Source organism: Bradyrhizobium sp. 44, from assembly GCF_023073095.1.
Classification (GTDB): Bacteria; Pseudomonadota; Alphaproteobacteria; order Rhizobiales; family Xanthobacteraceae; genus Bradyrhizobium.
The window spans coordinates 78869-92764 of record NZ_JADPIY010000008.1 but is presented as its reverse complement, the minus strand read 5'-3'; the positions used below and the strand labels follow the sequence as shown (position 1 = coordinate 92764).

At 62.9% G+C, this 13896-nt stretch carries 13 protein-coding genes; 9 read left to right on the top strand and 4 right to left on the bottom strand.

Going from position 1 to position 13896, the window contains the following annotated elements:
- Positions 1–143: 143 nt before the first annotated feature.
- The 4 genes from rbfA to pnp all read left to right on the top strand — a co-directional run bounded on the left by rbfA (position 144) and on the right by pnp (position 4494).
- Entirely contained in the window at positions 144–575 is a 432-nt protein-coding gene (rbfA, locus tag IVB41_RS02500; RefSeq protein ID WP_247285120.1) for a 30S ribosome-binding factor RbfA, read from the top strand.
- Positions 572–1690, top strand: coding sequence for a tRNA pseudouridine(55) synthase TruB (gene truB, locus IVB41_RS02495; RefSeq protein WP_027514692.1), 1119 nt, complete (start codon positions 572–574; stop codon positions 1688–1690). The genes rbfA and truB overlap by 4 nt, the downstream gene beginning before the upstream one ends.
- Before the next feature lie 3 nt (positions 1691–1693).
- A complete protein-coding gene (gene rpsO, locus IVB41_RS02490; protein WP_007598346.1) occupies positions 1694–1963 on the top strand; it encodes a 30S ribosomal protein S15 in 270 nt (89 codons plus the stop codon).
- A 377-nt stretch (positions 1964–2340) separates the two neighbouring features.
- Complete coding sequence (gene pnp / locus IVB41_RS02485) at positions 2341–4494, top strand: polyribonucleotide nucleotidyltransferase (protein ID WP_007598347.1); 2154 nt, start codon at positions 2341–2343, stop codon at positions 4492–4494.
- A gap of 76 nt (positions 4495–4570) precedes the next feature.
- Here pnp and katG read toward each other — a convergent pair whose 3' ends face one another.
- Entirely contained in the window at positions 4571–6739 is a 2169-nt protein-coding gene (gene katG, locus IVB41_RS02480; protein WP_247426328.1) for a catalase/peroxidase HPI, read from the bottom strand.
- Between the two features lie 114 nt (positions 6740–6853).
- Here katG and IVB41_RS02475 point away from each other — a divergent pair, with 114 nt between their 5' ends.
- The 4 genes from IVB41_RS02475 to IVB41_RS02460 all read left to right on the top strand — a co-directional run bounded on the left by IVB41_RS02475 (position 6854) and on the right by IVB41_RS02460 (position 10128).
- Positions 6854–7780: a hydrogen peroxide-inducible genes activator gene (locus tag IVB41_RS02475; protein WP_018455793.1), complete on the top strand. Its 927-nt coding sequence runs from the start codon at positions 6854–6856 to the stop codon at positions 7778–7780.
- A gap of 7 nt (positions 7781–7787) precedes the next feature.
- Entirely contained in the window at positions 7788–8249 is a 462-nt protein-coding gene (locus IVB41_RS02470; RefSeq protein WP_247426325.1) for a GNAT family N-acetyltransferase, read from the top strand.
- 46 nt (positions 8250–8295) lie between these two features.
- Positions 8296–9177: a hypothetical protein gene (locus IVB41_RS02465; protein WP_247426323.1), complete on the top strand. Its 882-nt coding sequence runs from the start codon at positions 8296–8298 to the stop codon at positions 9175–9177.
- A gap of 72 nt (positions 9178–9249) precedes the next feature.
- A complete protein-coding gene (locus IVB41_RS02460) occupies positions 9250–10128 on the top strand; it encodes a hypothetical protein (RefSeq protein WP_247426320.1) in 879 nt (292 codons plus the stop codon).
- Positions 10129–10217: 89 nt separating this feature from the next.
- Here IVB41_RS02460 and fabI read toward each other — a convergent pair whose 3' ends face one another.
- The 3 genes from fabI to fabA all read right to left on the bottom strand — a co-directional run bounded on the left by fabI (position 10218) and on the right by fabA (position 12953).
- A complete protein-coding gene (fabI, locus tag IVB41_RS02455) occupies positions 10218–11018 on the bottom strand; it encodes an enoyl-ACP reductase FabI (RefSeq protein ID WP_247426317.1) in 801 nt (266 codons plus the stop codon).
- Between the two features lie 150 nt (positions 11019–11168).
- A complete protein-coding gene (gene fabB, locus IVB41_RS02450) occupies positions 11169–12392 on the bottom strand; it encodes a beta-ketoacyl-ACP synthase I (protein ID WP_026233025.1) in 1224 nt (407 codons plus the stop codon).
- A gap of 39 nt (positions 12393–12431) precedes the next feature.
- Positions 12432–12953, bottom strand: a complete 522-nt coding sequence (gene fabA, locus IVB41_RS02445; RefSeq protein WP_007603915.1) for a bifunctional 3-hydroxydecanoyl-ACP dehydratase/trans-2-decenoyl-ACP isomerase — start codon at positions 12951–12953, stop codon at positions 12432–12434.
- Between the two features lie 354 nt (positions 12954–13307).
- Between fabA and irrA the strand changes: the two genes are divergently transcribed.
- Positions 13308–13799, top strand: coding sequence for an iron response transcriptional regulator IrrA (gene irrA, locus IVB41_RS02440; protein ID WP_018455787.1), 492 nt, complete (start codon positions 13308–13310; stop codon positions 13797–13799).
- Positions 13800–13896: the final 97 nt, after the last annotated feature.

Genomic DNA, 13896 nt, shown 5'->3' with positions numbered 1-13896 from the left:
CGAAGCGCCTGGATCTTTTTTGAACTGAATTGCGGGAGTGCGATGGCCGGATTTTTTCCGGCCATCCACCCCTCTTCATTTCAACAAGACAAATGACAGTGCCAGTGCCCCAAACGCGGGCATGACGAGGTGATTTTCAGACCATGCCCCGCCATCATCAGAAAAAGAGTTCCGCGTCCGGCGGCTCGCAACGTCAGTTGCGGGTCGGCGAGCAGGTTCGCCATGCGATAGCCGAGATTCTGGCGCAAGGCAGCGTGCATGATGCAGACCTCGAAGGTCACATCATCACCGTGCCGGAGGTGCGGATGTCGCCCGACCTGAAGCTCGCGACAGTCTATGTGATGCCGCTCGGTGGCCGCGACACCGAGGTCGTCCTCGCTGCGCTCGAGCGCAACAAGAAATTCCTGCGCGGCGAGGTCGCGCGGCGCGTTAACCTGAAATTTGCACCTGACCTTCGCTTCCGCGTCGACGAACGATTCGACGAAGCGGAACGGATCGAGAAGCTTTTGCGAACACCCGCGGTGCAGAAGGACCTGGAACAGGATCCGGATTCGGATCGGGAAGAAGAACGATGACGATGGACCCGGCTCACGGCACGATCGGCGGCGAAGAGGCCGATCAGCTCGACGTGCAGAAAAATAGTTTTGCGGACATGAGCGGCAATTCTCAGCCGCCTCAGGAGCCGCGCCGCGTCAACAACGATCCGCGCGCCAACAAGCAGAAGGGCAACCAGCCGCGCCGCGACCGCCGCGACGTCCACGGCTGGGTGGTGCTCGACAAGCCGATCGGCATGACCTCGACGCAGGCCGTTGCCGTGCTCAAGCGCCTGTTCAACGCCAAGCGCGCCGGCCATGCCGGCACGCTCGATCCGCTGGCCTCCGGCGGCCTGCCGATCGCGCTCGGCGAGGCCACCAAGACCGTTCCCTTCGTCATGGATGGCCGCAAGCGCTACCGGTTCACGGTATGCTGGGGCGAGGAGCGCGACACCGACGACATCGAGGGCCGGGCGACCGCAACCTCGGACCAGCGCCCGACCCGGGAGGCCATCGAGGCCCTGCTGCCCCGTTTCACGGGGGTGATCCAGCAGATCCCGCCGCGCTATTCCGCGATCAAGGTCCAGGGCGAGCGCGCCTACGACCTAGCCCGCGACGGCGAGATCGTGGAACTAGCCCCCCGTCCGGTCGAGATTCACCGTTTAAGCCTTGTAGATCAACCGGATAGCGACCGGGCCGTGTTCGAGGCCGAATGCGGCAAGGGCACCTATGTCCGCGCGCTGGCCCGCGATATGGGCCGGATTCTCGGCACTTACGGCCATATCTGCGCGCTGCGGCGGACCCTGGTCGGCCCATTTGGCGAGAACGACATGATTCCACTGGATCAGTTGGAGGCTTTGTGCGATAGAGCCGCGTCCGGCGAGGGTAGCCTCGCCGACGCGCTTATGCCCGTTGAGACCGCGCTGGACGACATCCCGGCACTGGCCGTCACTCGGGCTGATGCGGCAAGGCTCCATCGGGGCCAAGCCGTTTTGTTGCGCGGACGGGATGCGCCCACTTGTAGCGGCACAGTCTATGTCACGGTGGCAGGCCGGCTTCTCGCGCTTGCCGAAGTCGGCAATGGCGAAATCATCCCCAAGCGTGTGTTCAACCTGACCGGCCTGACTGCCAGCGCCGATCGCAACGAGAGAAATTGACCGATGTCGATTGCCGCAGAACGCAAAGCGGAAGTCATCAAGACGAATGCCAACAAGGCCGGCGATACCGGCTCGCCAGAGGTTCAGGTCGCGATCCTGTCGGAACGCATCGCCAACCTCACGAACCATTTCAAGACCCACGTGAAGGACAACCATTCGCGTCGCGGTCTCTTGAAGCTGGTCTCGACCCGCCGCTCGCTCCTCGACTATGTGAAGAAGAAGGACGAGGCGCGCTACAAGGCGCTGCTCGAGAAGCACAACATTCGTCGTTAAGAGTTCTTACGCGCGCCAAACGGCGCGCGTTTTCGCGCGTGATTTCGAACGAAAGCGTTTGTTTAAAGGTTTTTCGTCGAGGCTGCGTGCGCGTCGGATGCGAGCCGTTGACGGCGAGCATCCGGGGCATGATGGGCGAACACCGCGCTTCGGTGTTCGCGTTCGTGCCGACTGACAGTCCAGCAGCAATCCGGCGGCTGGGCACAACGGGCAAGGCGCCCGTATGACCCGAAGGGATGGACGCCATCCGAAATCCAAAAACCATGGCAGGATCGCAGGACGCTGATCGCCCGCTTCGATCAACGTCCCGCAATCTTGCGCATGGTTTTTGTTTTTCGACCCGTCCTTCTTTCGAGAACCCATGAAAGAAGACCTCTATGTTCAATAAGCATTCAGTCGAGATCGACTGGGGTGGACGCCCTCTCAAGCTCGAAACCGGCAAGATCGCCCGCCAGGCCGACGGCGCAGTCGTCGCGACCTACGGCGAGACCGTGGTGCTCGCCACCGTCGTTGCGGCGAAGTCGCCGCGCGAAGGCGTCGACTTCCTGCCGCTGACCGTCGACTACCAGGAGAAGACCTACGCAGCCGGCCGCATTCCCGGCGGCTATTTCAAGCGCGAAGGACGTCCGACCGAGAAGGAAACGCTGGTTTCCCGCCTGATCGACCGTCCGATTCGTCCGCTGTTCGTCGACGGCTGGCGCAACGAGACTCAGGTGATCGTCACCGTGCTCTCGCACGACATGGAGAACGATCCCGATATCGTCGCGCTGGTGGCCTCATCGGCTGCGCTGACCCTGTCGGGCGCTCCCTTCAAGGGCCCGATCGGCGCCGCGCGCGTCGGCTTCGCCAATGACGAGTTCATCCTCAACCCGACTCTCGACGAGATGGTCGACACCCAGCTCGACCTCGTCGTCGCCGGCACCGCAGACGCGGTGCTGATGGTGGAATCGGAAGCCAAGGAGCTGAACGAAGAGATCATGCTCGGCGCCGTGATGTTCGGTCACCGCCACTTCCAGCCCGTGATCAACGCGATCATCGAGCTCGCCGAAAAGGCTGCGAAGGAGCCCCGCGAGGTCACCACGATCGACAATTCGGCGCTCGAAAAGGAAATGCTCGGCATGGTCGAGCAGGAACTGCGCGCCGCCTACGCCATTCCGGTCAAGCAGGATCGCTACGCCGCGGTTGGCAAGGTCAAGGAAAAGGTGATCGCTCACTACTTCCCGGAAGGCCAGGAGCCCAAATACGACAAGCTGCGCATCGGCGGCGTGTTCAAGGAGCTCGAAGCCAAGATCGTTCGCTGGAACATTCTCGACACCGGCAAGCGCATCGACGGCCGCGATTCCAAGACCGTGCGCAACATCGTCGCCGAAGTCGGCGTGCTGCCCCGCGCCCACGGCTCGGCGCTGTTCACCCGCGGCGAGACCCAGGCGCTGGTCGTGACCACGCTCGGCACCGGCGAGGACGAGCAGTACATCGACGCGCTGTCGGGAACGTACAAAGAGACGTTCCTGCTGCACTACAATTTTCCTCCCTACTCGGTCGGTGAGACCGGCCGCCTCGGCGGCACCAAGCGCCGCGAGATCGGCCACGGCAAGCTCGCCTGGCGCGCGATCCACCCGGTGCTGCCGCCGCACCACGAATTCCCCTACACCACGCGCGTGGTGTCGGAGATCACCGAATCCAACGGCTCCTCGTCGATGGCATCGGTCTGCGGCGCCTCGCTCGCGCTGATGGACGCCGGCGTGCCGTTGAAGCGGCCGACCGCGGGCATCGCGATGGGCCTGATCCTCGAAGACAAGCGCTTCGCGGTTCTCTCGGACATCCTCGGTGACGAGGACCATCTCGGCGACATGGACTTCAAGGTCGCCGGTACCGAGCAGGGCATCACCTCGCTCCAGATGGACATCAAGATCGAGGGCATCACCGAGGAGATCATGAAGGTCGCGCTCGGCCAGGCCAAGGATGGGCGTATCTACATCCTCGGCGAGATGTCGAAGGCGCTCACCAACGCCCGTGCCGAGCTCGGCGAATACGCGCCGCGCATCGAGACCTTCAAGATCGCCACCGACAAGATCCGCGAAGTGATCGGCACCGGCGGCAAGGTGATCCGTGAGATCGTCGAGAAGACCGGCGCCAAGGTCAATATCGAGGACGACGGTACCGTGAAGGTCGCCTCCAACGACGGCGAGGCCATGAAGGCCGCGATCAAGTGGATCAAGTCGATCGCCTCCGATCCGGAAGTCGGCCAGATCTATGACGGCACCGTCGTCAAGGTGATGGAGTTCGGCGCTTTCGTGAACTTCTTCGGCTCCAAGGACGGTCTCGTCCACATCAGCCAGCTCGCCTCGGCGCGCGTGCAGAAGACCTCCGACGTCGTCAAGGAAGGCGACAAGGTCAAGGTCAAGCTGCTCGGCTTCGACGACCGCGGCAAGACCCGCCTGTCGATGAAGGTCGTCGACCAGGAGACCGGCGAAGACCTCGAGGGCAAGGGCGAGAGCCAGCAGCCCGCGCGCGAAGCGGCCGGCGAGTAAATCTCGCTACCTGCCAGAAACACGAAGGGCGGCCCCGCGGCCGCCCTTTTTGTTTGTCGCTTGCCGAGCTTTGGAATCAGGCCGCGATGTCGAACCGGTCGAGGTTCATCACCTTGGTCCAGGCCCTGGCGAAGTCCTTGACGAACTGCTCCTTGGAATCCGACGTGGCATAGACCTCGGCGTAGGCGCGAAGCTGCGAGTGCGCGCCGAAGATCAGGTCGGCGCGCGTGCCGGTCCACTTCACCGCGTTGGTCTTGCGGTCGCGGGCCTCATAGGTGCCGTCGGTGCCGGCCGGCGTCCACTGCGTGCTCATGTCGAGCAGGTTGACGAAGAAGTCGTTGCTCAGCGTTCCCACCTTCGAGGTGAGGACGCCGTTCTTCGAACCATTCGCGTTGGCGCCGAGCACGCGCAGACCGCCGAGGAGCACCGTCATCTCCGGGCCGGTAAGCCGGAGCAGCTGCGCACGATCGACCAGAGCCTCCTCGGGCATCATGAACTGCTGCCGCTTGCCGATGAAGTTGCGGAAGCCATCGGCCCGCGGCTCCAGCGGAGCAAACGAAGCGGCGTCGGTCTGCTCCTGCGAGGCATCCATGCGGCCCGGCGTGAAGCCGACCTTGACGTCGACGCCGGCATCCTTGGCGGCCTTCTCGACCGCGGCGGTGCCGCCGAGCACGATGAGGTCCGCCAGCGAGACCTTCTTCGCACCGGATGACGCGTTGAAGTCCTTCTGGATCGCTTCGAGCTTGCCCAAAACCTTCGAGAGCTGAGCCGGCTCGTTCACCTCCCAGTCCTTCTGCGGGGCGAGGCGAATGCGCGCGCCGTTGGCGCCGCCGCGCTTGTCCGAGCCGCGGAACGTCGAGGCCGACGCCCATGCGGTCGAGACCAGCTCCGAGACCGACAGACCCGAGGCCAGGATCTTGGTCTTCAGCGAGGCGATATCCTGCTCGCTGGCCAGCTCGTGATTCACGGCGGGGATCGGGTCCTGCCAGATCAGCGTTTCCTTCGGCACCAGCGGGCCGAGATAGCGCACGACCGGACCCATGTCGCGATGGGTGAGCTTGAACCAGGCGCGGGCGAAGGCGTCCGCGAACTGATCGGGATTCTCCAGGAAGCGGCGCGAGATCTTCTCATAGGCCGGATCCATACGCAGCGAGAGATCGGTCGTCAGCATCGTCGGCCGGTGCTTCTTCGACTTGTCGAAGGCGTCGGGAATGATGGCATCGGCGTTCTTGGCCGTCCACTGCTGCGCACCGGCCGGGCTCTTCGTCAGCTCCCATTCGAAATTGAACAGGTTCTCGAAAAAGTTGTTGCTCCAATTGGTCGGTGTCGTCGTCCATGTCACCTCGAGTCCGCTGGTGATGGAATCGCCCGAGTGACCCGACGCGTGCTTGCTCTTCCAGCCGAGGCCCTGATCCTCGAGCGCGCCCGCTTCCGGCTCCGGTCCGACCAGCGACGGATCGCCGGCACCATGGGTCTTGCCGAAGCTGTGGCCGCCGGCGATCAGCGCGACGGTCTCTTCGTCGTTCATCGCCATGCGGGCGAAGGTCTCGCGAATGTCCTTGGCCGCGGCGACCGGATCCGGCTTGCCGTTCGGGCCTTCCGGATTGACGTAGATGAGGCCCATCTGCACCGCGCCCAGCGGCTCGGCGAGCTGGCGTTCGCCGCTGTAGCGCTCATCGCCCAGCCACGTCCCTTCGGGACCCCAATACAGTTCTTCCGGCTCCCAGACGTCGACGCGGCCGCCGGCAAAGCCGAAGGTCTTGAAGCCCATCGACTCCAGCGCGACGTTGCCGGCCAGCACCATCAGATCGGCCCAGGAGATCTTGCGGCCGTATTTCTGCTTGATCGGCCAGAGCAGACGGCGGGCCTTGTCGAGATTGGCGTTATCGGGCCAGCTGTTGAGCGGCGCGAAACGCTGCTGTCCGGCGCCGGCGCCACCGCGACCGTCGGTGGTGCGATAGGTGCCCGCGCTATGCCAGGCCATGCGGATCATGAGGCCGCCGTAGTGACCGAAGTCGGCGGGCCACCATTCCTGCGAGTCTGTCATCAAAGCCGTCAGGTCCTTGATGACCGCGTTCAGGTCGAGCGACTTGAATTCCTTGGCGTAGTCGAAGTCCTTGTCCATCGGGTCGGACTTGGGGGAATTCTTGTGCAGCATCTCGATGCTGAGCTGGGTCGGCCACCAATCGCGGTTCGCCGGCACACGTTTTCCACCCGAAAACGGGCACTTTGAAGTGTCGTCCATGAATACCTCCTCTGGTGGCGTCGAACTCGCGCCTTTGACCAGGTAGAAGCACTCTAAGCTTCACGTTCGATCAGGGGAAGTTGACTTTAATGATCGCAGCGATAAGATTTTCTGATGCTAAACCTCACCCTGCGCCAGCTTCGGTATTTCGACGCCCTGGCGCGTCACAGTCATTTCGGCCGCGCGGCTGAGTCTTGCTCGATCTCGCAGCCCGCCCTGTCGATGCAAATCAAGGAGCTGGAGGAGGCGCTCGGCGGCCTGTTGCTGGAGCGCAGCGCCCGGCAGGTGGCGTTGACCCGGTTTGGCGAGGAACTCGCGCAGCGCGTCCGCGACATCTTGCGCTCGGTCGACGAACTCGGCGATTTCGCCCGCGCCTCGCAGGACCGGTTCTCTGGACGGCTGCGCATCGGCATGATCCCGACGATCGCGCCCTATCTGCTGCCGACAATCACCAAGAATCTGACGCGCATGCATCCGGAGCTCGACATCCGCGTGCGCGAGACGATGACGCCGCGGCTGATCCAGGAACTGGTGGAAGGCCGGCTCGATACCGCCATCGTGGCGTTGCCGGTGTCCGAGCCTTCGCTCACCGAGGTCGCCCTGTTCGAGGAAAAATTCCTGCTGGTGCGCCCGAGCGCGGATGAGGGAACGCCGGCACCATCGCGGGAGATGATGCGCGAGATGCGGCTGCTGCTGCTCGAAGAGGGGCACTGCTTCCGCGATCAGGCGCTGTCATTCTGCAACATGCAATCGGCACCGCCGCGCGAGATGCTGGATGCCAATTCGCTGTCGACACTGGTCCAGATGGTCAGCGCCGGCATCGGCGTCACGTTGATCCCGGAGATGGCCGTGTCGGTGGAGACACGATCGGCCTCGGTCTCGCTGGCACGCTTCCGCGACCCGCAGCCGTCGCGCACCATCGGCATGGTCTGGCGCAAGACCAGCCCGCTGGCGCGGCAACTGCTGCAGATCTCCGAGGTGGTGTGCCTGTCGGCGGGCAAGGTTCGCGCGCGTCCATCCGTGCGCAGCAAGCCGACCTGAGGCCTCGATGTCGCATCTCCTCATCCGCTCGGCCCGCGCGGACGAATACGACGAGATCGGCCGTGTCTGGATGGAGAGCTGGGTCTCGACCGGGCTCGGCGAGGCGAGCGAATTCCTGCTCGCAAACCTGCGCGCACGCATCCGGCGCGAGATCGACGACGGCTGGAGCCTGTTCGTCGCCGACGACAACGGCACGATCGCCGCAATGCTGGCGCTGCATTTGCCAAAACTCTATCTCGACATGCTGTTCGTCGCGCCCGCCTATCAGGGCCAATCGCTTGGCCGCCAATTGCTCGCCTTCACGCGCACGCAAATGCCCGACGAGATGTATCTGCGCTGCGTCCGCGAGAACGACAAAGCCTGGCGCTGGTACGAGCGCGAAGGCTTTGTGTTCGAGAAGCAAGAGGTCGAGCCGTCGAACGGGTTCATGATGAAGTATTACCGGTGGCGGCAGCGGCCCGCCGAATAGGCAGTGGTCGCCTGGTGCAGCTTGCGGTTGTCACGGTTCCAATTTAGTGTGGCGTATCCGCCGTCCTCCTACCCCTGATCTCCCGGAAGCGATGTTTCGAATTGCTGTCTCGCTGATCGCGTTGCTGTCCCTGCTCACTGCGGCAGCCGCGCAAACCCTTCCCGCAACCAGCGCGCCTCCCGCTCAGACGGCGGCGCCAGCCAAGAAGGCAGTCAAGAAGGCGGCGCCGAAAGCCAAACCGGCTGCACAACAGCCAGTTGCGGCGGAGAGCGGCCCCTGTCAGATCGGCGTCATTTCCGCGATCGGAGACCAGTTCTCGGCGCAACATGTCGGCCTCACGATGTTCGGCAACGAGTATATGGAGGCGCCGATCGAGACGTGGGGTATCGATGATCTGTTCGTCGCGAGGGTTCGCGCCGCGGCTCCCGGCGCGGCTGTCCGAAAGATCGCTTACGCAAGCGGAGCCTTCAAGCCGTACTATCATCCGGAAGCGAAACTGTTCCGCAATGACCGCGACGACCTGACGGCGCTGGTGCGGCAGATCGCCGGAACGTCAAATTGCGAACGTTACGTCGTAGCCACGAAAGCCCGCGTTTCGGTTGATGGCACCAATCAATCGATCGAGGGCCTCGGGGTCTACAAGAATTGGGCGAGCCCTTCCGGGCGCGGCGTCGTGGTTTCCTATTTCCGCATCAACGTTTTTGACGGACGGACTTTCGACATCCATCGGGCGCCTACCCGCGGCTTCGGCGATGTGATTGCTTCGAGTTTCTCCAACAAGAACGACAATATGCAAATCCTCAACAATCTCGAATTTCCCAAGACTCCGGAACAGGTGACCAGCAGTGCATTGTTGCGTGACAGCACACGCAGCCTGCTCACGGCCCAGCTGGACAAGTATCTACCTGCGTATATCAAGGGCGAGTAAGCGCCTTTGCCGAGGGGACGCGACAAAGGCTATCGCTCGTCCGCTTCCTGCGGCTGGGCTGCATTTGACGTTATGGCCCGGCTCGTCGTCCTTGCGGCTGTCGTGTGGTGCTTTTCGACATCTGCTTGGGGGCAGACCAAATCGGGACCACCAGGGACGGAAACGGCAGGATCAGCCGTCAAGCAAGCCAACGGCAAGACAACCACGCGGACGGCCAAACCTGCTTCCGTGGTCGGCGGCCCCTGCGACTTCGGTGTCGTCGTCACCACCGGCGATGAGTTCACCGTGTTGACGACCGGCCTGACCGTATTTCAGAACAAGAAGACGGTCGTCCCGATCCCGCGCTGGGGACTCAATGATCTGATCTTCGCGCGGACTCGCGCCGCGATCCCTGCCGGCGTATCCGTTCTGAGAATCCCCTACAACCCGGCGAAATTTCCTCCCCGCGATGAGTCCAAGGACACATTGAAGGACAGGTTGTTCCGCGATCTCAATGCGGAGCTGGCCCAATACATGCGCGAGGTCGTGAAAGGAACGAATTGCCGGCACTACATCCAGATCCTCAATTCAATCAGCCCTTTCGGGTCATCCAACTATACGGTCCGCGGCTTCGGCATCCTCAACCATGATGTGGTGCTCGGGCGACGCATCTATCTCTACGCCCTGGCGTTTGTCCGCATCTTCGATGGGCGCGACTTTTCTGTTGTCAGACAGAGTTCTGCGCTGATCAACACGCATCATTCCCTTACGGTGCAGAGGCTTCTGGGCGTGCAAATCGGCGGCCCCTATCGCGAACTCCCCGCAGAATCGTTTCCGACCCGCCCTGAAAATGCCGCCGACAATCCCGCACTGCGCGACGGCGTGCGCGCCATGCTGACGGAAAGCCTCGACAAGACGCTGCCGCTCTTGCTCGGGTTTCAACGAGCGACACGCAATAGCGACGCGCGCTGATCGACACGTCGCTCGCGGCAAAAGTTCGTGGCCCAATTTCAAGAAATCGTGGGCACGTCGCTTGCGCGCCTTTGCCCACTCTACGAGAGCTAATCCTGCGCCTTCAAATCGTCCGGCCGCGGCATCAGGACGGTGTTGTAGCCGCTATCGACATAATGGATCTCGCCGGTCACGCCGCCGGAGAGATCCGACAACAGATACAGCGCCGAGCCGCCGAGCTCGTCGAGCGTGACGCCGCGGCGAAGCGGGGAATGCTTCTGCATGTAGGCGAACATCGCGCGCGCCTCGCCGATGCCGGAGCCGGCGAGCGTGCGGATGGGGCCGGCGGAGATCGCGTTGACGCGGATGCCGCGCGGTCCGAAGTCCGAGGCGAGATAGCGCACCGAGGCTTCCAGTGCCGCCTTGGCCACGCCCATCACGTTGTAGTTCGGCATCGCGCGTTCCGAGGCGCCGAAGGTCAGCGTGATCATGCTGCCGCCCTGCGTCATCAGCTCGGCGGCGCGTTTTGCCACTTCCGTGAAGGAGAAGCAGGAGATCACCATGGTGCGCGAAAAATTCTCGCGGCTGGTGTCGGCGTAACGGCCCTTGAGCTCGTTCTTGTCGGCGAAGCCGATCGCGTGGATCACGAAATCCAGCCGGCCCCACTTTTCGCGCAAGGCCGTGAATGTAGCGTCGACGCTCGCGATGTCCTCGACGTCGCAGGGCAGCACCATGTCGACGCCAAGCTGCTCCGCCAGCGGCTTGACGCGCTTGCCCAGGGCCTCGCCCTGGAAGGTGAAGGCAAGCTCGGCGCCATGGGCATGCAGCGTCTTCGCCATGCCCCAGGCGATCGAATGATCATTGGCGATGCCCATGATCAGACCGCGCTTGCCCTTCATTAATTCCTGCATCGTTTCGATCGCTTTCCGCTTTCGTCATGCCCGGGCTTGTCCCAGGCATCCGCGCCCTTCGAAGCCGGCGGCCAAAACGTGAGCCAAGACGTGGATGGCCGGGACAAGCCCGGCCATGACGAGAAAATTACCAGCGCGTCCGCAAGGACCTCACGCATCCAGCCGGCTGAACACCAGCGTGGCGTTGGTGCCGCCGAAGCCGAAGGAGTTCGACAGGACGGTGCCGATTTTGACGTTGTCGATGCGCTTGCGCACGATCGGCATATCCGCGAACACGGGGTCGAGCTCCTGGATGTGGGCGCTCTCGCAGATGAAACCATTGTTCATCATCAGTAGCGAATATATCGCTTCCTGCACGCCGGTTGCGCCCAGGGAGTGACCGGTCAGCGCCTTGGTCGCCGAGATCGGCGGGCACTTCTCGCCACTTCCGAACACCCTGCGGAGCGCGTCGATCTCCGGCGGATCGCCGGCCGGGGTCGATGTCGCGTGCGGATTGATGTAGTCGACCTTGGTCTTCACAGTCGACATCGCCATGCGCATGCAGCGCTCGGCGCCCTCGCCTGATGGTGCGACCATGTCGTAGCCGTCGGACGTCGCGCCATAGCCGACGATCTCGCCGTAAATGCGCGCGCCGCGCGCCTTGGCGTGCTCGAGCTCTTCCAGCACCAGCACGCCGGCGCCGCCGGCAATCACGAAGCCGTCGCGGTTGACGTCGTAGGGACGCGAGGCCGTGGCAGGTGTGTCGTTGTACTTCGAGGACATCGCGCCCATGGCGTCGAACAGCACCGACAGCGACCAGTCCAGCTCCTCGCAGCCGCCGGCGAAGATGACGTCCTGCTTGCCGATCTGGATCGTCTCATAGGCGTTGCCGACGCAATGGTTCGACGTGGCGCAGGCCGACGAGATCGAATAGTTCACGCCCTTGATCTTGAACCAGGTCGCAAGCGTCGCGGAGGCCGTGGAGGACATCGCCTTCGGCACTGCAAACGGCCCGACGCGCTTCGGTCCCTTGGTGCGGGTGATGTCGGCGGCCTCGACGATGGTGCGCGCCGACGGGCCGCCGGAGCCCATGATGATGCCGGTGCGAATGTTGGAAATTTCGTCAGGCGAGAGGCCGGAATCCTGGATCGCCTGTTCCATCGCGACGTGATTCCACGCCGCACCCTGACCGAGGAAACGCATGGCACGGCGGTCGACCACCGTCGAAGGATCGAGCGTCGGCGCACCCTGCACCTGCGAACGGAAGCCGAGCTCGGCATATTTCTCAGCCCGCGAAATGCCCGACTTCGCCTCGTGAAGGCTCGCAAGCACTTCCTGGGTGTTGTTTCCGATGGAGGAGACAATGCCCATCCCGGTGACCACAACCCGCCTCATGACAGCCTCGCCTCAATCGTTGTCTTCGTGGTGATGCGCTCAGCCCAGGCTCGTGCCCTGCTTGAACAGGCCGACCTTCAAATCCTTCGCGCGATAGATAATCTGGTCATCGACCGAAAGCCATCCGTCGGCGATACCGAGCACCAGCTTTGAGCGCATCACGCGCTTGATGTCGATGTTGTACACAACCTTGCGGGCCTCCGGCAGCACCTGGCCGCTGAACTTCAGCTCGTTCAGGCCAAGCGCGCGACCGCGACCTTCACCGCCGCTCCAGCCCAGATAAAAGCCGACCATTTGCCAGAGCGCATCGAGCCCGAGGCAGCCGGGCATCACCGGATCGTTCTTGAAGTGGCAGCCGAAGAACCAGAGGTCGGGCTTCACGTCGAGCTCGGCGCGCACCACCCCCTTGCCGAATTCGCCGCCGGTCTCGCTGATGTCGGTAATGCGGTCGAACATGAGCATCGGCGGCAGCGGCAATTGCGCATTGCCAGGGCCGAACATCTCGCCGCGGGCACACGCCAGCAGATCTTCATATTCGTAACCGTTGCGCCTGTTCAGCATGCGGAAGCCTTTGTGTTCTAACCCCGACTGAGCGGCGTTTCCGGCGAAAATGGGCCCCATCCTGTTCGAAAAGCAACATCTGTTGCCATTGTCAGACGAGAATACCGAAGGACTCCGGATGGATAGCGAGCGGCTTCAATGCCGGGTCGCGCCAAAATCGGTTAAGCGGAACCGCGGGCTCTCTAACACAGGCCATTTCGGGTAGCAAAGCGCTCTCATGAAGGTAAAATGACGGGCCGCCACGCCGGTTCCCTGCCTGATTAGAACCACTCTAGTTGCGAGAAACTTGCATCTGCATCTATCTCTCCATATATGTTGGAGAACGACAGTGTTCACGCGTGCCCGAAGCTGGAAATGAACGAAAATAACGCGCCCCATCGCGACGAAGAGGCCCATGCGGCGGCTCTTATGTCCGGCCGCCAGCCGGCTTTGACCGGTTGCCCGTGGCACGACGTCAACGAAATGCTCCAGTCCGCCGGCCTTCGCCCGACCCGCCAGCGCATGGCGCTCGGCTGGCTCCTGTTCGGCAAGGGTGCACGTCATCTCACGGCTGAAATGCTTTACGAAGAAGCGACGCTGGCCAAGGTGCCGGTCTCGCTGGCGACCGTCTACAACACGCTGAACCAGCTCACCGACGCCGGTCTGCTGCGTCAGGTCAGCGTCGACGGCACCAAGACCTATTTCGACACCAACGTCACGACCCACCATCACTACTACCTCGAGAACAGCCATGAGCTGGTCGATATCGAGGATCCGCATCTGGCGCTGTCCAAGATGCCGGAGGTGCCCGCGGGTTACGAGATCGCCCGCATCGACATGGTCGTACGGCTGCGCAAGAAGCGCTGAGATCTATCCTGAATTGCTGATTTGATCGTCATGGGCGGGCCTGTCCCGGCCATCCACGTTACTCGGTCAGGCGTCAAAATACGTGGATGCCCGGGAC